Annotated in this window: 21 protein-coding genes; 1 reads left to right on the forward strand and 20 read right to left on the reverse strand. The window is 44.0% G+C overall.

Features of this window, described 5'->3' with window-relative positions:
• Window positions 1–43: 43 nt before the first annotated feature.
• The 19 genes from NRIC_RS03850 to NRIC_RS03940 form a co-directional block, all read right to left on the reverse strand.
• On the reverse strand, window positions 44–496 hold the full coding sequence (locus NRIC_RS03850) for a CopY/TcrY family copper transport repressor (RefSeq protein ID WP_146621387.1): 453 nt from the start codon (window positions 494–496) through the stop codon (window positions 44–46).
• Window positions 497–653: 157 nt separating this feature from the next.
• Window positions 654–2,708, reverse strand: coding sequence for a heavy metal translocating P-type ATPase (locus NRIC_RS03855; protein WP_146621388.1), 2,055 nt, complete (start codon window positions 2,706–2,708; stop codon window positions 654–656).
• A 157-nt stretch (window positions 2,709–2,865) separates the two neighbouring features.
• Window positions 2,866–3,588: a TraX family protein gene (locus NRIC_RS03860; protein ID WP_146621389.1), complete on the reverse strand. Its 723-nt coding sequence runs from the start codon at window positions 3,586–3,588 to the stop codon at window positions 2,866–2,868.
• Window positions 3,589–4,079: 491 nt separating this feature from the next.
• Window positions 4,080–4,436 carry a DUF2200 domain-containing protein gene (locus NRIC_RS03865; protein ID WP_146621390.1) on the reverse strand — a complete coding sequence of 119 codons (357 nt, stop codon included), beginning with the start codon at window positions 4,434–4,436 and terminating at the stop codon, window positions 4,080–4,082.
• Between the two features lie 59 nt (window positions 4,437–4,495).
• Entirely contained in the window at window positions 4,496–5,818 is a 1,323-nt protein-coding gene (locus NRIC_RS03870; RefSeq protein WP_146621391.1) for an amidohydrolase, read from the reverse strand.
• Window positions 5,802–7,541 (reverse strand): adenine deaminase C-terminal domain-containing protein, encoded by a 1,740-nt coding sequence (locus NRIC_RS03875; RefSeq protein WP_146621392.1) that lies wholly within the window; start codon window positions 7,539–7,541, stop codon window positions 5,802–5,804. The genes NRIC_RS03870 and NRIC_RS03875 overlap by 17 nt, the downstream gene beginning before the upstream one ends.
• 139 nt (window positions 7,542–7,680) lie before the next feature.
• Window positions 7,681–8,241, reverse strand: a complete 561-nt coding sequence (locus tag NRIC_RS03880; RefSeq protein ID WP_146621393.1) for a YdeI/OmpD-associated family protein — start codon at window positions 8,239–8,241, stop codon at window positions 7,681–7,683.
• A complete protein-coding gene (locus NRIC_RS03885) occupies window positions 8,234–8,818 on the reverse strand; it encodes a flavin reductase family protein (RefSeq protein ID WP_146621394.1) in 585 nt (194 codons plus the stop codon). The genes NRIC_RS03880 and NRIC_RS03885 overlap by 8 nt, the downstream gene beginning before the upstream one ends.
• The gene (locus tag NRIC_RS03890; protein WP_227873731.1) at window positions 8,815–9,264 is read right to left on the reverse strand and encodes a MarR family transcriptional regulator; all 450 of its coding nucleotides are present in this window, start codon (window positions 9,262–9,264) and stop codon (window positions 8,815–8,817) included. Before NRIC_RS03890 ends, NRIC_RS03885 begins: the two co-directional genes overlap by 4 nt.
• 124 nt (window positions 9,265–9,388) lie before the next feature.
• Complete coding sequence (locus NRIC_RS03895) at window positions 9,389–10,477, reverse strand: ABC transporter substrate-binding protein (RefSeq protein ID WP_146621395.1); 1,089 nt, start codon at window positions 10,475–10,477, stop codon at window positions 9,389–9,391.
• A 14-nt stretch (window positions 10,478–10,491) separates the two neighbouring features.
• Window positions 10,492–11,523, reverse strand: a complete 1,032-nt coding sequence (locus NRIC_RS03900; protein WP_146621396.1) for an ABC transporter ATP-binding protein — start codon at window positions 11,521–11,523, stop codon at window positions 10,492–10,494.
• 50 nt (window positions 11,524–11,573) lie between these two features.
• On the reverse strand, window positions 11,574–12,353 hold the full coding sequence (locus NRIC_RS03905; protein ID WP_146621397.1) for an ABC transporter permease: 780 nt from the start codon (window positions 12,351–12,353) through the stop codon (window positions 11,574–11,576).
• On the reverse strand, window positions 12,346–13,179 hold the full coding sequence (locus tag NRIC_RS03910; protein WP_146621398.1) for an ABC transporter permease: 834 nt from the start codon (window positions 13,177–13,179) through the stop codon (window positions 12,346–12,348). The genes NRIC_RS03905 and NRIC_RS03910 overlap by 8 nt, the downstream gene beginning before the upstream one ends.
• Window positions 13,180–13,702: 523 nt before the next feature.
• Window positions 13,703–15,001, reverse strand: a complete 1,299-nt coding sequence (gene asnS, locus NRIC_RS03915; RefSeq protein ID WP_146621399.1) for an asparagine--tRNA ligase — start codon at window positions 14,999–15,001, stop codon at window positions 13,703–13,705.
• Between the two features lie 37 nt (window positions 15,002–15,038).
• Entirely contained in the window at window positions 15,039–16,226 is a 1,188-nt protein-coding gene (locus NRIC_RS03920; protein ID WP_146621400.1) for a pyridoxal phosphate-dependent aminotransferase, read from the reverse strand.
• Window positions 16,227–16,251: 25 nt separating this feature from the next.
• A complete protein-coding gene (locus NRIC_RS03925) occupies window positions 16,252–16,755 on the reverse strand; it encodes a cell wall elongation regulator TseB-like domain-containing protein (RefSeq protein WP_146621401.1) in 504 nt (167 codons plus the stop codon).
• Between the two features lie 53 nt (window positions 16,756–16,808).
• Window positions 16,809–19,568 carry a helicase C-terminal domain-containing protein gene (gene dinG, locus NRIC_RS03930; RefSeq protein ID WP_175579991.1) on the reverse strand — a complete coding sequence of 920 codons (2,760 nt, stop codon included), beginning with the start codon at window positions 19,566–19,568 and terminating at the stop codon, window positions 16,809–16,811.
• A gap of 177 nt (window positions 19,569–19,745) precedes the next feature.
• Window positions 19,746–19,946 (reverse strand): cold-shock protein, encoded by a 201-nt coding sequence (locus NRIC_RS03935; RefSeq protein WP_146621403.1) that lies wholly within the window; start codon window positions 19,944–19,946, stop codon window positions 19,746–19,748.
• A gap of 188 nt (window positions 19,947–20,134) precedes the next feature.
• Window positions 20,135–21,247, reverse strand: coding sequence for a baeRF6 domain-containing protein (locus NRIC_RS03940; RefSeq protein WP_146621404.1), 1,113 nt, complete (start codon window positions 21,245–21,247; stop codon window positions 20,135–20,137).
• A gap of 364 nt (window positions 21,248–21,611) precedes the next feature.
• Between NRIC_RS03940 and NRIC_RS03945 the strand changes: the two genes are divergently transcribed.
• Window positions 21,612–22,157, forward strand: coding sequence for a PH domain-containing protein (locus NRIC_RS03945; RefSeq protein ID WP_146621405.1), 546 nt, complete (start codon window positions 21,612–21,614; stop codon window positions 22,155–22,157).
• A 106-nt stretch (window positions 22,158–22,263) separates the two neighbouring features.
• Here NRIC_RS03945 and rsmI read toward each other — a convergent pair whose 3' ends face one another.
• Window positions 22,264–23,121, reverse strand: a complete 858-nt coding sequence (gene rsmI / locus NRIC_RS03950) for a 16S rRNA (cytidine(1402)-2'-O)-methyltransferase (RefSeq protein ID WP_146621406.1) — start codon at window positions 23,119–23,121, stop codon at window positions 22,264–22,266.
• Window positions 23,122–23,129: the final 8 nt, after the last annotated feature.

Genomic DNA, 23,129 nt, shown 5'->3' on the forward strand with positions numbered 1-23,129 from the left:
GGTAATTCTCCCCTTTTTCATTTTTTTACTTGCTGGTTCACCTTTAGTCATTTAGTGAACGATGATGCTTACACTCGCATTGGCCTGGAATACAATTGCATTCGATCGTCTTGACAGGCTGCTTTTGTTGCAGCTTTTCTTGGATCAGCATCAAATCCTCTTGGGTCAGCTCCGCTTGATCAATCAGCTCGCTAATGGTTTTCCCAATCCGTTTGGCGCAGATGTGAGAAAACAAATTCTCCGTCGCACTCTTGACCGTCTCCGCTTCACTGACAGCCGGAAAATAAATGTATTTCTTACCATCCTGCTCCGTTTGCAAGGCTTCCTTTTTCACCAGACGACCCAGCAGTGTCTTGATCGTCGCTGGTTTCCACTCTTTGCTGGCACTTAAAATGTCGATAATCTCTTGTGCCGTAGCGGTCTTCAAGGTCCAGACGACTCGCATAATCTCCCATTCAGAATCACTGATCTTCACTGGTTCCAACGTTACAGACATCTGACTCCTCCTTTCCGATTACATTTGTAATTACAGACATAGTTTACATTTGTAATTGGAAAAGGTCAAGGAATAAGAGTAAAAAAAACGCATTTTTTTACGTGCATCAAAAAAAAGCGAAGTAACCTATCGATTCCTCCGCCGTTGACTGATCATTCTATTTTCCACTGTTCAAACAACGCATCGCATTTAACACTGCCAATACGGTTACACCGACATCGGCAAAGACCGCAGCCCCCATGGAAGCTATGCCTAAAGCGCCTAAAATGAGAACGAAAATCTTAATTCCAATAGCAAAGACAATGTTTTGCTTTACAATGCGCATCGTTTTTCTAGCGATTTTGATTGCTGCAGGAATCCTAGCCGGCTGATCATCCATAATCACCACATCCGCCGCTTCGATCGCGGCATCGCTGCCTAAGCCGCCCATAGCAATCCCTAAATCCGCTCTGGCAAGAACCGGTGCATCATTCATTCCGTCGCCTACAAAGGCCACCTTTTGATCCAAAAGCTTTTCCAATTGGGTCACTTTATCCGCAGGCAATAGTTCGCTATAGACTTTATCCATACCAATCTTATTGCCGATGGCTTCAGCGATTGTCCGATTATCCCCTGTCAGCATCACTGTTTGTTTGATGCCGGTTTGCTTCAATTCAGACATGGTTGTAGCCACATCGGCCTTTAATTCATCCGCAATCAGTAAATACCCCGCATACTGCTGATCAATAGCAACATAGATCACCGTGCCAATTTCCTGCACTGGCTCAAAGACCACACCGGCCTGTTCCAGCAGTTTGGCATTTCCGACTAAGTAGTGTTGCCCTTCAACTACTGCATCGACCCCGTAACCAGCCCGTTCTTCTAAAGAAGTAACTGGCAACAGCGGTGCATGATTAGCCTTCAAAATAGATTGCGCAATCGGATGGCTGGAGTTTTGTTCAACACTGGCCACACCTTGCAGGAATTTTTCCTGATCCATTGTAGTGTCCATTTTTTGAATGGCAAAGACTCCCTTAGTCAATGTTCCTGTTTTATCAAAGACCAAGGTTTCAATCGTCGCCAAACGTTCAATATAGTTGCTGCCCTTGATTAGAATTCCGGCTTTGCTGGCACCGCCAATTCCACCGAAGAAACTTAACGGAACGGAAATGACTAAAGCACAGGGACAAGAAATGACCAAGAAGGTCAGTGCGCGATAGACCCACATTTGGAATGGTTCATTTAAAATCATCGGTGGTACAACTGCCAAAAGAACAGCTAAACCAACGACAATGGGGGTATAGTAACGAGCAAAGCTGGTAATGAAGTTTTCCGCGGGTGCTTTCTTGCTGCTGGCATTTTCTACTAAGTCCAGAATCTTATTGACAGTCGATTCCCCAAAAGTTGTGGTTGTCTTAACGGTTAGACGGCCACTTTGATTCACAAAACCACTCAAAATTTCTTCTCCAACCACGACTTTTCTAGGCACAGACTCTCCTGTTAAAGCTGACGTGTCCACAAAGGATTGCCCATCAATGATTTCGCCGTCTAAAGGCACTCGCTCACCTGGATTTACGACTATCGTCTCACCGATTTTGACACTTTCCGGCGCTACTTTTTCTACTTGCCCATCAACTAAACGATTGGCATAATCTGGACGAATTTCCAGTAAAGCACTAATTGATTTTCGGGAACGGTTCACAGCATAATCTTGGAAAAATTCACCCACTTGATAAAAGAGCATTACCCCTACGGCTTCAGGATACTCCCCGATTGCCAGGGCACCAATCGTCGCTACAGACATCAAGAAATTTTCGTCAAAAACTTGACCCTTCAGAATATTGGTAGCTGCTGTTTTTAACACATCCCAGCCAATCCATAAATAAACAGCTAAGTAAGCCGCAAATTTCCAAGGCATTGTCGGATCGAGTAAAACCAACGCTGCGGTGGCAACCAACGCCACTGCAATCTGAATAATTTTTCCTGTCTGACTTTCCTCTTCCTTAGGTGCCGTCAGATCTTTCATCTCGACCTCTGGCTCAAATTGATGGACCGTCCTTTCAGCCTCGTCGCAAATACGCGGCATGTCCTTTTCCGGTGCTTCAATAATCATTTTGGTCGTCATAAAATCGACAGTAGCTCGTTTTACCCCACTAATCCCCTGTACTGCATGTTCGATCTTGGCTGCGCAATGGGCACAATCCAAACCGTCTAAGCGATACGTCTTTTCCATGATTTGTCCCTTCTCTCATATGAATATCTCTTCATGTTTATTATATATGATTATGTATTCATATGTCAATAACAAAAAATAATCTGTTGCGTTTTGCTGTTTCGATATCTTTCTTGAAAGTAACAAAAAAAGCCGTCACCACCTGACAGCTTTCATCCTATCTTTGAATCCATTCCCGAAGGAGGGCCAACAAAAGCAAATGGCCTGGATAATAAGCATAAAACAAATACTTCATTGGGCGGCCACGCTGCCCGTTGTAGTTTTTCAACAGCAGAACACTCAGTGTACCACCCATATAGGCAAACCCAAGCTGCGGAAGACCAGTTTCCAGCGATCCGCCAGAAACAATGATCGGCAGAAAAACGAATAGAGTCATCAAAAGAATCGAGGGCACCAAGGGAAGAATATAACGAGCCCATTTTCCAGGGACTATATAATACAGCAGAACCATTGGAAGACCGATTAGGCCCCAATCCATGACTACGGAAAGCAGTGTTAAGCCAATAAAAATGCTCCAAAAGCCAAGACGATTTTTCATACGGTCATACAAGTATAGGACTACCAGCCCTAAAAATAATGTAAATAATACATTCAGAACAAATGAATGCATCGCCCAAGCAAAGGGAACAAATGCAAGAAGTGCAAATAGGAGCAGCCGCTGCCCATACCGTTTCACATTCGATGTATGCTTATACCCTTCAACCAACAAGTAAGCCATGATCGGAAACGTGATTCCTCCACAAGAATAAAAGAGGATACGAATCCCTAAAGACAACTGCGGCGCAAATACGATCGCAATATGGTCCAGTGTCATGCCGATGATCGCCAACAGCTTCAAGGTCGCTGCGTCAAGCCTCCTGTTTTCAATGCTATTATCCATAAATTCATCCTTTGCCTTTTTCCTTTCATTATATCAGATGAATCCGAAGGGAAATGATGGGAATTTTTATTTCACGAACCAGCCCTTCCTACTTCTGATTGACAAAAAAGCTAGCTTCATTTTATGGAAATGCTATACTTAGAGGTATCAACGGAGCAAGGAGTAAGAATTTATGATGCCGTCAAAAGAGATCCGACGTATTAAAATAATTGCCGATTTTTTGCTGATTTCCTACGGATACTTTATGTTTTCAAGAACCAGCTCAGGCTTGGGCTTTTATGTTGTTACCTTCTTTCTGTTAGTGAGCAGCGTTTTTTTGCGAGATCTGCTGCCTCAAGAAAACAGACTGGGCGCTACCTTTTTAAAAAGAAAGTATCGTTTTCTAGAATTTAGTTTTGAATTGATTGTGATATTTGGAATGATCTGGTTGCTGGTTAAAATAAGCTGAGGCTTCCTAACAAAAAAGCGATCCTCACTGCAGGATCGCTTTTTCACACATCGTTCCGCAAAATCTTTTCCATCTTTTTCCCTTTCGCCAGCTCATCAATCAGCTTGTCTAAATAGCGGATTTCCCGCATTAAGGGATCTTCGACTTCTTCCACACGTATACCGCAAACAACGCCTTTAATTAATTCTCGCGACGGATTCATCGCAGGGGCCTCAGCAAAGAAGGTTCTGAAATCAGCCTTGGATTCCAGCTGCCCCTCCAATTCTTTCTGGCTATAACCAGTTAACCAGCGAAAAATTTCGTCGACCTCTGCCTTGGTACGGCCTTTCTTCTCAGCCTTAGTCACATAATGGGGATAGACACTGGCTACGCTCATGGTGAAAATGCGATGCTCTGCCATAGAAACCTCCTGGTAAGTGTTTTCTTTAGTTTACAAGAACCCACTCTTATTTAGCAAATTTAAACCTCCGATGCTTTTCGTTTTGCTTCCGCTACAAACCGGTCCATTTGCTGGTAAAGCGTTGTTCGTAATGCTTGGACATCCTTTTTAACTAATTGCTTTTCTTTAACTAGCTGCTGGCCGTTCACCCATACATCCGACACGTTGCTGGCACTGGCTGAATAAACCAAAGCTGAATAGGCGTCAAAGATCGGGAACATATTCACTGACTGGGTTTCTACTAAGGTAAGATCGGCTTGTTTTCCAACTTCTAAAGAACCTACTTGATCAAACAAGCCCAGCGTCTTAGCGCCGCCCGCTGTAGCCAGACAGACAATTTCTCTCGCCGGAAAAGCGCTGCGATCTGCTAAATATGTCTTATGGAAATTAGCAAACATCCGCATCTGGGTAAATAAGTCTAAGGTATTGCCGCTGCTTGGCCCGTCTGTACCTAAACCAACTGTTATCTGATGCTTCAGCATATCCCCGACAGGTGCTACCCCTTTGGCTGATTTAGTATTAGCTCCGATACAATGAGCCACTCGCACCTGCTCTTTGTACTGTTCAACTAAAGCCATATCCTCCTCGGTCATAAAAATACAATGAGCCATCACAAAGTCTTGCTCAAAGTAACCTAATCCATGAAGGAAAGCGATTGGCGTTTGCTGATGCTTCTTGGCAAACTCCTCCATCTCATAAGTCATTTCCTCAACATGCATCGTGATTGGTGCGTGATATTTACGGCTTAACTTCACGATCGCTTCTAAGGTTTTTAGGTCATTGGTATTCGGTGCATGAGGTGCAATCATCGGCGTAATCATTTCGTGGCCTTGCCATTTCTGGATAAACTGCTCACAATAGGCGAGCGCCTCACCCGCATTTTTCGCATCACAGGTAGCCATGTCCATGATGGTCTCCCCTAATAAAGCCCGAACCTGCATCCGTTCAGCAGCCTGAGCTACCTGATCTTCAAAATAGTACATGTCGCAAAAAGCCGTCACACCACTCAAAAGCATTTCTGCCATGGCATATTCCGCTGAAGTCCGTACTAATTCAGGTGTCATCACCTGTTCCAAGGGAAAAAGAAAGCGCCGTAGACGATCTGGCACATCATCTCCCAAGGAACGAAAGGGAATCATCCCCGTATGAGTATGGGTATTGATCATCCCCGGTAATAAAATGCCCTTTTTGCCGTCAATCACTCGATCCGCCTGAGGGAGCGAATCAGTCATCTCCCCCAACTGGCTAATCTGATTATCCTCTATTAAAAGATACCCATTCTGGTATTCTGTCCATTTTTCATCCATCGTGAGAATATGGACATTTTTAATCAGCTGCTTCATTGAGTAACACTCCGTCCTCTGGGAAAACCACTGGATAGAAGGTTTGGTTTTTCGTATCCATCATGCCTTTATCGGTCACCTTGATAGCTGGTGAAACCGGCAACGATAAAGTGGAGAAGGACATGATTTCGTTCATATTTTCATATCCTAAGGCCTGCATCGCTGCTCGAACCTTCTGCAAATCATGTCCTAACTCACTAACCGGTGCTTGAGACAAAATCCCGCCAATCGGCAGTGGACAAGTGGCTGTGACTTTCCCATCTTCTACTACCACATAGCCACCCTGAATTTCTAACAGCTTATGCTGTGCGGCCAAAATAGAAGCTTCGTCATTTCCCATGACCATCAGGTTGTGATGATCATGAGCCCAAGTCGTTGCGATAGCGCCCTTAGCTGTAATCGGCTGACTCATTAAGGCGTATGCGATATTTCCATTGATGCCATAGCGTTCCATTACCAACAGCAAACTACAGTCAGCCGTCTCTAAATCAAGAACCCCATTTACTACCGGTATTTCTTTGACGATCGGTTGGGTAAAGGTCCCAATAATCTGTTTTTGAATCACATTGCAGCGAACAGTTTCTTTGTCTGTTTGTACTTTCAGCTGCAGGTCTTCCTGCGTTAACTCACGGCAGCGAACACTCTTTTGATACTCAGCTGGGAAAGCTTCCACCACTTCAGGATGATAAAAAGCGTCGCCCTTTTGATAGACCTGCTCGCCAGACTTGTAGACAGCGGCAATTGCAAAATCCGCTAGATTATCCAGCAAAATGAAATCGGCCATTCTGCCGGGCGCAATCATACCGCGATCATTCAAGCTCATCCGACGAGCTGGGGTATAAGTAGTCATGTAAATCGCCTGCTCCATCGGTAAGCCTGCCGCAACTGCCTTTTTCAAATTTTCATTCAAATGACCATTTAACAAATCATCGACCATAACATCATCGGTAATAATACAAGCAAAGTCGTACAATTGGTGCTCCGTGATCACCGCCATATTTTCCGGCGTAATTGATTTATTTTGGAACTGAATAAACAATCCTGCCTGAATTTTTTCCAATAAATGTTCAGGAAATTGATGGGTATGGTCAGACGTAATCCCGCTGTATAGAAAATCAGCCAGTTCCTGATCGTAAATTTTCGGAATGTGTCCTTCCAACGGCATGGTTGGGCGTTCCTTTTTGCACAAAGCAATAATTTCAGCAATCAAAGAATCCGGTTCATAGGCAATACCCTTAAAATTCATGGCTTCCCCCAAACAAATGACTTGTGGGTTCTGCAGCAGTTCCCTCACTTCTGACAAACCAATAATGCCACCAGTGGTTTCCAACTCAGGCGTGGTGGAAGGCACCGATGACGGAATTGCATGAAAAATATCCAGTTTTGTTTTGGCCGCCATAAAATGCTTCAAGCCCTCTAAACCAAACGCATTCGCCATCTCATGAGCATCAGCAACAACCGTCGTTACCCCGTAACGCATGACTGATTCAGAGAAAATTGTTGGCGTCGTCATAGAGCTTTCAATATGCATATGAATATCCAGCAGTCCAGGGATCATGTACTGATCTTCCGCGTCAATAATCACTTCGCTGGAAAGCTGATCTACATCAGAAGAGCTGATATAATAAAATTTTTCGCCTTTAATTGCCACATGTTGCTTTTTAAATGTTCGCGTTGGTGTTTGGAACACCTGCGCATTTTTAATGATCTTGTCTACTCGCATGCTTTTTCCCCTAATCCTTCGTTTTCTATCCCTCATTTTAGCAAACCAAATCTCCCCTGCCAAAAGGAATTTCACATTTTACACAAAAAAAAGAGTTGGAAATAGTGCACTCCCTTCCAACTCGCGGTGACTCATCTCATTACATCGGCTTCAAATTTTGATTTAAACGATCCACCATCCAGGCCAACCGTTTTTCGCGACCCGCATCGGTCTTGGCATCTAAGTAAGCTCGGGTATAGGTTTTCCTCACAGAAGGTGACATGGCTTCAAAATTAGTGAAGGCTGGCTCATATTTCTTCAGCAAAGCCGCAACAACTGCAATATCCTCATCAGTGATTTGCAGAGCTTTGGGCTTGTCCCACTGACCATTTTCCTTGGCTTCCTTAATTTTTGCTCGACCAAGGCTTGTCATCCGGCCTTGCTCCTCCAGTTTTTTCACCAGCTTTTTGTTTTTTTCGGACCACTTGCTGTTGGCCCGTCGGCAGGCGAAATATTTCTTGTAGGAATGGCTGTCCAAGCTTTTCATTTGGCCATCTATCCAGCCATAACAGAGTGCTTCTTCCAACGCATCGTTCGCCGAAAGAGTCGTCGGTCCACCCTTTTTCCCAAAAAGCAGCCAAACACCTTTACTGCTGGTGGCATTCTCCACTAGCCATGCCTGAAACGCAGCTCTGTCTTTAAATGTAAGAAGATCACTCATGCGCTTCACCCACCAGCTCTTTCATCGGTTCTCCCCAATCTCCCGGAGAAGTTCCGTCCCAGTTAAAGTACGATTGTCTGACTGACAGAATCGGCAGCAGCTTTTGCATACGCTGCTCGACACTCAAGCCTTCATCACAAATATATTCCTCTGCAAGAACGTTGCGAATCTTGCACAAAAAGACTTCTCCGTCATCTAGCAGGATCGAACGGTCGACCTCCAACTCATAGACCCACGGACTTTTCGTTAAGATCGGTACATCCAAAACACTGCCTCTTTCGACCTCGACCGAAATATCCATCTTTTCTGCTTCATACCCATTTGTATTCCCAAAATAATCTGCAATAGGTAACAATTCTTCAGTAACAAGGTTTGCGGAAAAGATGCCAGTTGCTCGAATTCGATCCTTCGTCAGCTTATCGCCCCCAATACAGGCCATTACTCCCATCTCCTTGTCAAAATAATAACTGAGCCAGCAGAACAACCCAAAATTCGCTGTGCCATCCGCTTTGTTCGTTCCATAGACAAACAAGGTTTGCGGGCAAAAATGATTGGAAAGCGGGATTGATTTTTTCATAGATTCTTCTCCTTTGCGCTAAGATTAGCCAATATTCTTTGCAGCTCCTTTTCAAAGGCTGTTACTTCTTCTTCCGAAAAGCCTGCATAGTACACGTCATTCATTTCCTGAGAAATTTTATTGTAATCGTCATTTAATTTGCGTGCGGTATCTGTCAGAGAGACCCGAATTTTCCGCTTGTCGTCCGGGTCAGAGACGCGCTGGATTAGGTTAGCTTGTTCCATCCGCCCAAGCATACTGGTCAAAGTCGTTTTCGCTAAACTGGTCATTTGCGACAACTCAACGATCGAGATATCATCCTTCTGCCACAACACATACAAAATCCGGCCCTGCGCACCATTAAATTCTTCTACACCAGCATTTGCCAGCAGGCGTTCAAAGATCCTGCCGCTGATCTGTGTAATTTGAGCCATTAAAAATCCGCCCTGAGTTTGCACACTTCTCACCTCTACTTCCTTAAATAGTACTATATAGTACTATTTTTTGTAAACTCTTTTTGAAGCAAAGACACCCATTTCTTCACAAAAACGAGCCCACATCATCGCAGATGTGAGCTCGTTTTTCGATTATTTAGTTATTCATCGTACGGTTCCATTGGTCAATCCAAGAAGACAGATTTTCGTTGATCATCTTGAAATCAACGGCTTCTGCTCGCTCAGCGATCGCACCATATGTTTTGTTTTCTGCTTCTTCGTCGGTCAATTCAACGTCTTTGTTGGTCGGTCCTTCGTTCAGCGACAACGCTTTGGCCTTTTGGGATTCTTCGCTGATGCGGTGGTTTACGAAAGCCAGTGCCAAGTCTTTGTTTTCAGTTTCTTTTGGAATGTTGATCGTGTTGTAGTTCGCGTAAGTACCTGATTCAGGAACCACATATTCTACGTTTTCAGCAGCGCCCTTGATGATATCGACAGCAAAATCTGCCACGACTGCTACTTCGATCTCCCCAGATTGGAACATGTTAGCTAAATCAGAAGATTTAGAGTAAGTTTTTACTACGTTTGGTTTTAATTCTTCCATTGCTTTGAAGGCAGCTTCGCCTTTGTCAGAAGCAATGTCTTTGCCTGCATGATCGCTAGCCACGTACATCATCAGTGGACCCGCAGTTACAGTGATATCTGGAACAGAAATCTTGCCTTTCAACTCGTCACTCCACAAGTCATCCCAACTGGTTATGTCTTTTCCAACTTTTTCTTTGTCGTAGACGATCCCGATACTGTTTACTGCGATCGGTACACCAGCACCGCTTTCGTAAACTTCTTTTGCACCATCAGTCAGGTTTGCCAAGTTAGGGACATCCTTTTCAGTAATATCCATAAACAAGTCGTCCTGGTTGCCTTCGGTTGAATTGTTTTGCGCCAATTCAATCACGTCCACGCCAGCTTTTGGATTGTTCTTTAATTTGGTAAAACGGTCTGCACTGTTGCCGACTTCAAGGGTCACTTTAGCATCATTTTCTTTAGCAAAGGGGTCCATTATGTCTTTTTTCACGATATCTTCGCTCAATCCAAAGGTCGAAACGACCAATGATTTGCTGCCGGCACTTGAGCTGTTGTCATCTGAACTTCCTGTACTTCCGCCGTTGCCTGCATCACTGTTGCCGCATGCTGCCAATGCAATGCTTGCCAATGCGACCATACCCACTAAAAATTTCTTCTTCATCCTTTTAGCTCCTTTTATTTTTCTAAAATGACTAATTTTTCAGCAGGGAAGCTCAGCGCAATGCTGTCCCCTGTTTGAAACACTTGTTGGTCGCCGCCGTTGACCAGCAGCTTGCCTAATGATGACTCCACTTCATACTGATGGCTCTTGCCTAAGAAGGTCCGCACACTGACAGTACCTTTGATTGGGCCATCGGCTGTAATTTCAATATCTTCTGGACGAATGGTTGCAACTGCTTTTTCCATTGTTCCTTGAGACAATTTGCTGAAAACAAGCGTACCATCGGTCGTTGTATAGCTTCCATCCGTATTCTTTGTTACGTCAAAAAAGTTTTCAAATCCAATAAAATGAGCCACAAACTGGGTCTTAGGTAAACGATAAATATTTTCCGGCGTATCGTATTGTTCGATCACGCCCCCATTCATGATTGCCACCTTATCTGAGATCGAGAAGCATTCTTCCTGGTCATGAGTAACGAAAACTGTCGTGATTCCTAATTGACGCTGGATCCGTTTGATCTCGATGCGCATCGCAACCCGCAATTTGGCATCTAAGTTACTCAACGGCTCGTCTAACAATAGAAGCTTTGGCTCGATAATCAAAGCGCGAGCCAGCGCGACCCGTTGCCGTTGACCACCAGAAAGTTGCTTAGGATAACGGTCGCCAAGATTTTCCAGCCCACAGATTGTTAACATGTCTGCAACTTTTTGATCCATGACTTCCTTTTTCTCTTTACGCAGTTTCAAACCAAAGGCCACATTTTCCGCAATAGTTAAATGAGGGAATAGCGCATAGCTTTGGAACACCATGCCAAAGTTCCGTTTATGCACCGGTACCTTGGTTAAATTGTCGCTATCTAAAATAAAATCTCCATCGTTCGGCTGAATCAAGCCGGCAATGACCCGCAAAGTCGTTGTTTTCCCACAACCACTTGGTCCTAATAATGAAACCAATTCACCTTTTTCCATGGAAATATTTAAATCCTTTAGAATATCTTGCTTGCCGTCATAGCTGACGCGAATGTCGCTTAATTCTACAAATGACACGATAGGTTCGCTCCTTGTTTATTCTTAGTTTGTAAGTGGTTGCTGGGGATTTAAACGATAGATGCCAATCCCAAAGTCCGTTCAATCAAAAACATTAAGCCAATCGTCAACAGCATCAGCATCACTGAAATCGCTGAGACCGTCGGATCATAGTTGTACTCCATATAGCTTAACAGTGAAGTCGGCAGCATCGTAACGCCTGGACCAGATAAGAACATTGACACTGGAACATTGTTAAAGGAATTAACGAAGGCCAGCATGAACGAAGCAAAAATTCCTGATGATACATTTGGCAAAACGATTTGGACAAAGGCCCGCAGACGCGTACAACCTAGCGTCCAAGCCACCTCCTCCATCGAATAATCCAGCTGCTCCATACTAGATCCGACAACTCGAATAATGTAAGGCAAACTAATCAAAAAATGTCCCATCAACAGGCCTTGAAACACTGGTAAGCCCAGTGAAACCACGATAAATTGAAATAGTGTATAACCCACGACAATTCCCGGAATCACAGTTGGGGATAAGAAAAAGCTCTTGATTAAACTACGGCCCTTCATCGGAAACCGTGCCAGCGCATAAGAAGCCGGTACCCCGACTACCAAAGCCAGCAAAGTTGCCAAAACACCGATCAGCAAACTCAAACGAAAGCTCTCCATGATCGACTCATTCATCAAGGCATTGGCATACCAATCCAAGGTGAAGCCCTTAATCGGAAACTGGATCGCTGAAGCCGTCCCGAAAGAGGTGATCGCAATTAGTACCAAGGGTAAAAATAAGAAGGCAAATACGAGAATCGCAACAATCGTCATCCCTTTTTGTTTACGCATTATGAAATTCTCTCCTATCCACTTGTTTCGCAATGAAATTCAAGACCTTCATTACTACTAAGGTCGTAACGATCATAATTAAAGCAATCACAGCCACACCGTTCCAATCTCCTAAGGTAGCTGCTCGCTGATACAAGAAAGTCGACATCAGCATTTTCTGATTCCCACCTAATAACTGCGGTGTCGTATAAGCGGTCAACGTCCCAGTGAAGACCAGAATACTTCCGACGATCGCACCAGGGATCGACAAAGGCAAAACGATTTTCAGAAAAGCGGTAAAGGGAGATGCTCCTAGTGTTTCAGCAGCCTCCAGCATTTCGCCTTCAATATTTTCCATCACACCAACTAAGGTCATGATCATCGTCGGCAAAAATAAATACACCGAGCCGATAATAATAGCAAACTCTGTGTACAACAAATTTAACGGCTGCTCAACTAATCCGGTTTTCAGCAGTAGCGTATTCAAGACTCCGTTTTTTCCCAATATATTGATCCAGGCAAAACTCCGAATCACGGAATTGGTCAGTAGCGGAAATAAAGTCATAGCCATTAGAATACCGCGCCATTTTTTATTCAATCCAGCGATAAAATAGGCAGTCGGAATGCCAAAGATCAGCGAAACCAATGTTACAATACTTGACACACGGATGGTGCGCCAGAAAATCCCACGATTGTACTCATCCTGGAAAAAAGCAAGGTAATTCCCAAAGCCGCCATTCTCTGGCAGAAAACTAGGGAAAATGCTTGCGATCAAAGGCATCATCAAAAAGAAGATCAGTAGGACAAGCCCTGGCAAAAGAATGAAATAAGGAACGTTTTTCTTCATTTTAAACTCCTCGTTCGTTTTTAACATAGATGTAGTATATACGAATTTTTTCTCAGCGACAATACAATTTTGTCAATAATTCAGTCCAAAGCAATATTAACGCTAAAGTCATTAATTTTTAGCATTATTTTGACTATTTTTTTCAAATGGATACAGAACATGACGTACTCGATTTCCAAGCTGCAGATATAAATGTTCGTGTTTTACTTAATTCCAGAATATTAAAAAAACGGTCATAAAAAAATGATCAAAAGAACCCTCGTCTCTTGATCATTTCGACTATTTTGCACTTTTATCGATGGCTATTTTTTGATTTTTTGAATGGCCAGTCTGGTAGAAGAATGGCTCCATACTTTCTTTTTTGATGGTCCACCTATTGCTGATAAAAGGCTTTGCTTAATTTGATAGCTCTTGCCTCAGCGGAGAATGATCCGTTCGCTTTCGAATCCTCGGATTTCCAGCTTATTTTTAATCAAAAAGTAAGCGACTAGACTATCTATGCCCAATCGCTTACATCTATTGCTTATGGATAAATTCGGTTCAACAGACGTGGGAATGGGCTTGCTTCACGAACATGTTCGATTCCCGCAAGGAAAGTGATCGTCCGTTCTAAGCCTAGTCCAAAGCCGGAATGCGGCACGCTGCCATATCTGCGCAAATCCAAATACCATGAGTATTCTTCTTCGTCCAGACCCGCTTCACGAATTTGTTCTAGCAAGTATTCGTAATCCGTTGCCCGTTCCGAGCCGCCGATAATTTCACCATAGCCTTCTGGTGCAATCATATCTGCACAAATGACCAAATCTTCTCTCGTTGGATGTGGCTTCATGTAGAAAGGTTTGATGGCTTTTGGATAGTTCAAGATAAAGACTGGTCGGTCAAAGGAGTTGGCAATAAAGGTTTCATGGGGTGCACCAAAATCATCGCCCCATTCAATATCATCAAAACCGTTTTTCTTCAATAATTCTACCGCATCATCATAAGAAATGCGTGGATAAGGCAATTGCGTATAGCGTTTCAAGACTTCTTTGTCGCGGCCTAAAACATCTAGTGAGTATTCACAGTTGTCTAAGACACTTTGCACTAAGTAAGCCACGTATTGCTCTTGGATTTCCAAGCTTTCTTCCTGATGCATAAAGGCCATTTCTGGCTCGATCATCCAGAACTCGATCAAATGACGACGAGTCTTAGATTTTTCTGCTCGGAAGGTTGGTCCGAATGAGAAAACTTTGCCTAAAGCCATTGCGGCAGCTTCCATGTAAAGCTGACCACTTTGTGACAAATACGCTTTTTGGTCAAAATAATTGGTTTCAAATAGATCCGTTGTGCCTTCTGGTGCTGAGCCGGTCAGGATCGGCGGATCAATTTTGACAAACCCATTGTTGTTAAAGAATTCATAGGTTGCGCGAATAATTTCGTTACGGATCAGCATGATTGCGTGTTGATGAGACGAACGCAGCCATAAATGACGGTGATCCATTAAGAAATCAACACCATGTTCCTTCGGTGTGATCGGATAATCATGACTTTCGCCAACGACTTCAATTGATGTGACACCTAATTCATAACCAAATTTGGATCGAGTATCCTCACGAATTTCTCCTGTTACCCAAATCGAGGTTTCTTGGGTCAACTCTTTGGCAAGCTGAAAGATTTCTTCCCCTACTTCGTTTTTTACCACAACAGCTTGGAAATACGCTGTGCCGTCACGAAGCTGCAGAAAAGAAATTTTCCCGCTAGAGCGCTTGTTAGCTACCCAAGCACCAATTTTTACGGTCTCGCCAACATGGTTTTTGGCATCAATAATTTGAATCTGTTTCACAAATGTCTCTCCTATCTTTTATCCCGAACCGTCTTTTTTACTTTTGGCTATTTTCGATGAAACGGCGGATGCGAACCACTGCTTCTTCCAGATCCTCCATGCTGCTGGAATAACTCATACGCACGTTTTCTGGTGCGCCGAAGCCTTCACCAGTTACTAAGGCAACATGTTCCTGCTCTAACAGGTCGTTGACCCAAGTCGTTACGTTGTCGTAGCCGCCAAGCTCCATTGCTCCCTTGATATTCGGGAACAGGTAGAACGCGCCCTGCGGTTTTTTCAATTTGAAGCCTGGCAACGCTGCGATTTTAGGATAGATCGTGTTCAAGCGCTCCTCAAAGGCGATCCGCATTTCTCGAACGGTAGACTGATCTCCTAATAAGGCCTCAAGAGCAGCCGCTTGACTCACGGCAGTTGGATTGCTCGTGGATTGAGAAACGATCGAAGCCATCCCTTTGATGATCTCTGCATTCCCGATCGCATAGCCAATGCGCCAGCCAGTCATTGCGAAGGTCTTAGAAACGCCGTTGATGATAATGGTTTGTTTCGCGATCTCGTCAGACAGCGAGGCCATATAAGGTGCATGCTTGCCATTATAAACCAATCGTGCATAGATATCATCGGAAATGATTAAGATATCCTTTTCCACGGCCCATTCACCGATTGCCCGCAATTCGTCTTCTGTATAGATCATTCCAGTCGGGTTCGACGGAGAATTCAGCAAAATCGCTTGGGTTCTGTCCGTCAATGCCTCTTCCAGCTGCTCTACCGTGATCTTATACTCGTTTTCCAGCTTGGTCTCCACTAAAACTGGTACGCCTTCAGCCAGCTTTACTTGTTCGCCGTAGCTGACCCAATACGGAACTGGGATGATGACTTCATCTCCGGGATCTAAAATGGTCTGGAACAAGGTATACAACGCAAATTTGGCGCCGCTGGTCACGATCACTTGATTCGGTTCAAGATCCAGCCCATAATCTCGTTTCGTTACTTGGATAATCGCCTCTTTTAATTCAGGGGTTCCGCCGGCAGCAGTATAGAAGCTGACCTTCCCGCTTTTGATTGCTTCGATCGCTGCCTCTTCAATATTGTCCGGCGTAGTAAAGTCAGGCTCACCAACGGTCAAGCCGATCACGTTGTGTCCCTCTGCCTTTAATTTTCTTACTTTCGCCGTTGCAGCTAGAGTGACTGATGGTTCAAGTTTTTTGATACGTTTCGCTAATTTCATCCTCAACAACTCCTACCAATTATTTTTAACTACCTTTGATAACATTGATTGTCTGTCCATCCTTGAAGGACAGTAAGTAATACTCGATTGATCCATTCGCTGCTTTTCCAGTGACTTCCCACACCGCCTGGTCCTCGAAAAGACCTAACGCCGCTTGCTTGATCGAAAGATCAGGCTGTTCTTGACTGACTCGGTCTCGAGCCGACTTTTCAGACAGGCCTTCAGATAACTTCACGACATGAATCTGCTGATCGGATTTTGGAATGATCACTGCAAGTTCTTTGCCCTCCGCGTCTTGACCGACCACAGTGAAATAGGTTTTCTCCCGATTGAACCAATAAAAGTTTTCCACTGTTTTCAGATTTGTTTGCTGTTTGGCAATTTGGATCGCTTCATTTTTTGCCTGCTGTCTTGGCTGATTTGCACGAATCAACAGCATCGTTACAACGACTAAAACCGCAAATATGGCTCCAATAATGGCAACAAGACGTTTATTTACTTTTTTTGGCGCTCTTCTTCGTGTACCCAAAACGTTTGTCTCCCTTCAGATAAAACCCATTATACCAAAAGAATGCGCTGGGCTCACTGGTTGTTTGGATTTTTGTCGGAACTTAAGAAATCACTGAGTTCCTCCAGTACCTCGTCGAACGGCGCCTCTACGACCGGCAGCTCTTTTGGCAATGATTTGCGCAATTGGCCTCCGTATCTAGCCGTGATTAAACGCCGATCCAGCAACAGCATAACACCCTTATCGGTCTCTGAACGAATCAATCGTCCTAACGCCTGCCGCAGTCGAAGCGCTGCATGAGGAACGGATTCCTGAAAGAAGGGATTGATCCCCTGCTGCTCCAAAAAGTCGTTGCGGGCCTTTACTTGCAAGCGTTGCGGATTCTCAAACGGCAATCGTGTGACAACTAGAATTTGCAAGACCTCTCCTGGCAGATCGATTCCTTCCCAAAAGCTGTCGGCCCCAAAAAGCAGCGCATCCTCAGAAAGCAAAAAGCGCTTGAGCAATTTTTCCCGACTGCCGCCGATGCCCTGAGCCAGAACCTCTCTACCTTCATTCAGCAACGGAACCTTCATGTGATGATAGACCCGATTCAAAATATCATGAGACGTAAACAGCACGAGAATAGGGCGTTTTTCTTTTTTTGCCAGTTGAGAGATGAGCTTGCTTAGATAGTTGGCATATTTTTCAGGCGAGGTTTCCTGGATTGCAATCCCGTCAGTTGGGATATACAGTCGAGCTTGTTTTTCATAATCATACGGACTCGGGATTACCTTTAACGCGGTTTCAGGAATCCCCCAGCGTCTGGCAAAATAGCGTCGATCACTGCCGATTTTCATCGTGCCGCCTAAATAAAGAATCTGTTGATATCGCTGATACCAAGCCGTTTCCGGCAACAATGAAGCGGCCAAATCCTGAACATGAAAGGATTGGTCCTGTTCCTTCAGCCAATGGATATACCGTGATTTCCATTGCTCGAAAAACAGCTCAAAGCTTTCCTTTTGGCGTTCCAGCTTGCGGTACAGATCGGTAAATTCTCCCCACTGTCCCTGCTGCTTCAAGCTGAACCGATCCTTTTCACTCATAAAGTACGCCTGTACTTGCTGAGAGGCCTGCAGCGCTTCATCATACAACAGCGACACTCGCTGGATTAGTTTTTCTCCTTCATAAGACGATTGATCCAACTGTTCCTTGGAGATCATCGGCTCCTTGCCGTTAGCAGCCAAACGTTTGCAGGTTTCAAACAGGTCCAGCAAGTCTTCCACCAATTCAGTCAAAATATCTTCCAATAGATCCAGCATATGTGCAGCAGAACGATCCGACTCAGCGATCCTTTTCCATTTATCAAAAGCTTCGGTCTCTGCCAGGCGATTGAGATGTTTTTTTGTATTCAGCGCACTAACTTGATGGGTACTCACTTGTTCAAGGATTCGATTCAAGTGGTGTGCTTCGTCAATGATCAAATAGGGACTTTCTGGCAATTGAAACGATCGCCGCTGCCCTTCATGCGCCAAAAAAGCATGATTGGTCACATACACATTCGATTGCTTGGCCTTCTTTTCACGGTGCCGCAAAAAATCCACAGTATAAAAAGGACTTGCCGGACTGATGGTCTCGATGCCCTGATGTGCCACATCCCGCCAAAAAGCATGCTGCAGGCTGGTCATATTCAATTCGTCAAAATCCCCCGTCTCTGTTTGAGTAAGCCACACCAGCACAGCCATTTGATAAAAGCTGTACTGCTTGTGCTCCGTTCTTTTTTGCAGCGTTTGCTGGTAACGTACAAGATCGATATAATGACGACTGCTTTTCATGATCACTGCCTGCAAAGGCTGATCCAGCAATCGGTTTAATAAAGGCAGATCATGTGTGATGATCTGTTCCTGTAAAAGCAAGGAAGCAGTACTGATGACCAATGGTTTTTCCGGTGATGCCAGATAACTCATCGGTAGTAAATATCCCAAAGTCTTGCCTAGTCCGGTGGCCGCTTCAACGATGGTGTTTTTCTCTGTTTTTTTAGTGAAAAAGTCATAGACGAGGTTCATCAAACGCGATTGCTCTCGCCGAAAGACTAACTGATCCTGATACAGACGCTCCTTGGCCTTTTTTGCTCGAGGGTAGGCTTTATTGCCGTAATAAGTCTCTTCAAAAAGGGCAACAGACTTCTTTTTCAATGCGATTCCTTGAACGATCTGGAGGTCTTCTGACAGCTCCTTCGGCTGATGGGCCATTTCGTCAAATAAGTCCTGCAAATAATCACCTGTTTGAAAAGCCATGTGCTCTGTCAATCTGCTGATTTTTTCCATCGTCACCAAAGGCAGTGAGCGGATTTTCTGTTCAATCCTTAAAAACAACTGCGCCGTCACTTCCGCATCGCTGTCTGCTTGATGAGGATTACGATGCGCCAAGCCTAATTCCGTTGACAAATCACTCAAACGGAAACTCAAGGAAGTCGGCAGAAAAATCTGTGCCAGCTCCACTGTGTCGATTCCCGGGATCGTCAATGGCGGCATGCCGCACCGGGTCAATTCGTTACTTAAAAAGGTATAATCAAAGAAAATGTTGTGGGCAATAAATATCGTATCTTCCAAAAGATTAAAAATCGTTTCAGCCACATCTTCAAAAAAAGGAGCCTGCCGAACACGCTGATTCGTGATACCTGTCAGCGTTTGAATTTGTTTAGAAATGCCTTTGTCCGGATTGATATCTGTCGCAAAACGTGTGACGATCTCTCCGTCCTCCACAAGAACACAGCCAAATTGGATGATTCGATCAGTGGCGGCATCGGTTCCGGTTGTCTCGATATCGACAACAGCGTACGTTTTTTTCATGATATCCTCCTTCCTATGGAATTATAGCGGATTCTGCCGCTTTTTAACAGACATGACCATTAAAAAGCGGGTGCTGAACCCGTACTATCACAAAATTTCTGAACGGCTTCAGGAGATCACGCTGATTTTGAACGCAAAAAAACTCGAGCACAGATGTACTCGAGTCAGGATTGATTCAAATTAAGCTTTGTTTACGTTAGTAGCTTGAGGTCCACGTTGACCGTCTTCTACGTCGAAAGTAACCGCTTGGCCTTCTTCTAACGTCTTGAAGCCGTCACCTTGGATAGCTGAGAAATGAACGAATACGTCGTTTCCGTTTTCAGCGGTAATAAATCCGTAACCTTTTTCTGCGTTGAACCATTTTACTGTACCTTGTTCCATGTTAAACATCCTCCTAGGATAACTATTGATTTGTAATTACTTGCATGGTGATAAGGAAGATGTTGTTTGAAACAAGCTTGCCATTTATTACCTAACAAAAACTACATGAATAACTATAACACATTCCTTTTGAATTCTCCACTTAATTTGCTCAAAATTTTATTTAAAACCGGATCAAACCATTTTCATCAGTAGCGTAAAATCGCCAGCAGACTCTTCTCGTCAGGAGCGTCCTTTTGATCAAGGATAAAGACCTGCCCGCTGTTTTTGATAACATGGTCGGCAATCTCATTCAATACTTGACGGCGATCGTACTCCATATCAGGATCTTCGCCGAATCCATCCACTAGATTGGAAGTCGCAATGAACAGATGGGAGATTTTCCCTTCCTTGGCTGCCTGAGCGATATCGACCAGTTGATCGATGAATTTTTTGTTCATTAGCTTTTGATAACCGGCGGCTTCTGCGGCGGCTAATTCATCGTTGATTTTTTGAGCACCTAACTCAATATCTTTTACACCCAGCTGAGCCGGTGAAGCTGAAACAGCTGCTTGGTCAGAGTAATAGCTGTTTTTGGCAATCTTTTTAAATTGCGTTTGATTTTCTGGCAAGGCGAACAAGTACACAGGAAGCTTGTCTGGGTTGTCTAAGCCGTCCTTCAGGAAATTGTCTACAGCCTGGTAATAATTGACCCAGTCGATCTCTACTTCCTCATCCTTCGCATTCACACCATGATAGGCGATCCCTTCTTGAGAGCTTCCTTGTGAGGAATAATTTAAGTTGCCGCCCGTCAATTCGTCTCCTAAAGCGGTCACCACATCTTTCGGTGCCCCTTCTGGAAGCGCCACTTCTTGGACCGCACGATTTTTTACGACATATAACTTCATGGAATCACGATTCAGCCCCATGAGGTAGTAAGAATAATTGTATTGCGCGTTTTTGATGATCGCCAACAGGTAAGGCAGGTCACTGACATAATATTGATTGTCTACTTCGATATTCAAGCGATGAACATACGTTTCTTCCGCGCCTAAAATAATCGCAGCACTTTTCGTTGCGCTTCTCCAAAAGGATGGATCCGCAAGCAACCGATCGATTTTTTCTTGGAATGGTGCAAAGCTTTGATCTGCATAACGTTTCTCAAAGCGCTTTTTGGCCTCTTTTGCAAAGTTCTTCAAACGAATTTGATCCTTCTCAACCTCTTGATGCGCCACGTGGGTATTCAACATAAACGTAATAAATGGTCCCTTTGCGTCATCTGAAGTCAATTCAGCGAGTAACTTTTTACTAATCAATGCCATAAATAAACCCCTCCTAAATTAAAATCTTACAAGCTCAGTGTACCATAGGGGCATAATTCCTCGAAACGATACGCAAGAAAAGTCTTTATAAGCATAAAATTGTTTGAATCCTAAACGTTACTTATGTTTTTCTCATAATTTTCTTAGCAATTAACTAAGCAAGTTTCATGATTTTTTGAAGCGTTTCCTTTATGATAAAGACATACCAATTATCCCGAATTGGTTTTTTCATACTTACTCCTACCAAGAGTAAATAACAACCTTCATTTCCACCATAGTGACGGCTATGGTGGTTTTTTTTGTGATTGTTTGCTGCAGAAGTCTTTGCTACAATAAAATGAAGACTAACAAAAGGGGAATACTCATGAAACATGCTGAACAAATGTATACCTATTGCAAGGAAAGAGGCTATTTTTCCGGATCTGATCGATCATTTACCTTGAAATTGTTTGAAGTGATCGAAAAATATCTGACACCAGAAGAAGAAGTCCTTTTATGCTTTGTCGGCGTGCATAACCGTCGTTCGGCCACCAGCAACGAAGGGTTTTATGCCTACGCACTGACCAACCAGCGATTGATGATGGGCCAGAAAAAACTGCTGGGTGACGACATCAAAAGTCTTTCGCTGCAAAGCATTCAGGACATTCGCCTGCATAAAGACTCTACTACTGCTTTGCTCGAGCTCCATACTGCAGATGGTCCGATTAAGATCATGCTGACAGAATACGAATCAGAGGATATCTATCAAAGTCTCCGACACCAGCTTTTTCATTCTGTTGATTCGTCATCGGAAAAAGGCACTCCTCCTGAATCAGCTGCCGAGCAGTTACTCAAGTTTAAAGAAATGCTGGATGATCAGCTGATTACCAAAGAAGATTTTGAAAAGTTGAAAAATGAAATTCTAAGCTAAAAAACGCCCCCTGATTCTCCACGGATCAGGGGGCGAAATTATTTATAAAAGGATTTGAGGCATAGCAGCTCTTCGGATTCAAAAAGAAGCCAACCTCGACAGCTTCTTATAGTTCATGATACGACTTGTACACATCCTGCTTTTTCAGCTGATTTCGTTTGGCAACATCTTTGATTGCTTCTTTGCTAGACTTGCCTTCACGGATCAGCTGCTCCACCTGTTCCTTTAAGGATCCTTCGATAAGGGGCTTTTCAGCAGTTTCCGTTGAGCCCGCTACCAATAAGCAGCATTCTCCTTTTAAGGGATGCTCCAAGAGATGGTCGTATACCTCTTGGACTGTCCCACGGATATATTCTTCATACAACTTTGTCAGCTCTCGACAAACCACGACCTCTCGCTCGCCCATGATTTCTTGAATCGTCTTCAAGGTTTCTTTGACGCGGTGCGGCGATTCGTAAAAAATCAAGGTCGCTGTCTGATACTTTAGTTCCTCCAGTTCCTTTTTTTGCTGGCTCTTCTTGCGCTGCAAAAAGCCGTAGAAATAAAAGGGCTGCGGTGACAGACCAGAGGCGATCAACGCAGTCATTCCTGCAGTCGCACCTGGCAAAGACACGACAGCGATTTGTTCGAGAATGCAGGCCTGCACCAATTCATATCCAGGATCGCTGATGGAAGGCATTCCTGCATCACTGACCTGAGCGATCGTTTTTCCTTGCTTCAGCAGCTCGATCAGTTCAGGGATTCGTTCTTTGTAATTGTGTTCATGAAGACTTCGTTGAGGTACCTTGATCTCAAAATGATTTAACAGTTTCTGCGTATTGCGTGTGTCCTCGCTGGCGATCAGATTCACTGTTTGCAGTGTGCTGACCGCTCGAAAAGTCATATCTTCGAGATTCCCAATGGGGGTAGGAACCAAATACAATGTTCCAAATGATTGCTTGGCAAAGCTTTTTTGTGTGTGCATAGGGTCTT

This window comes from Enterococcus florum, from assembly GCF_004309355.1.
In the GTDB taxonomy this organism is placed as follows: domain Bacteria; phylum Bacillota; class Bacilli; order Lactobacillales; family Enterococcaceae; genus Enterococcus_A; species Enterococcus_A florum.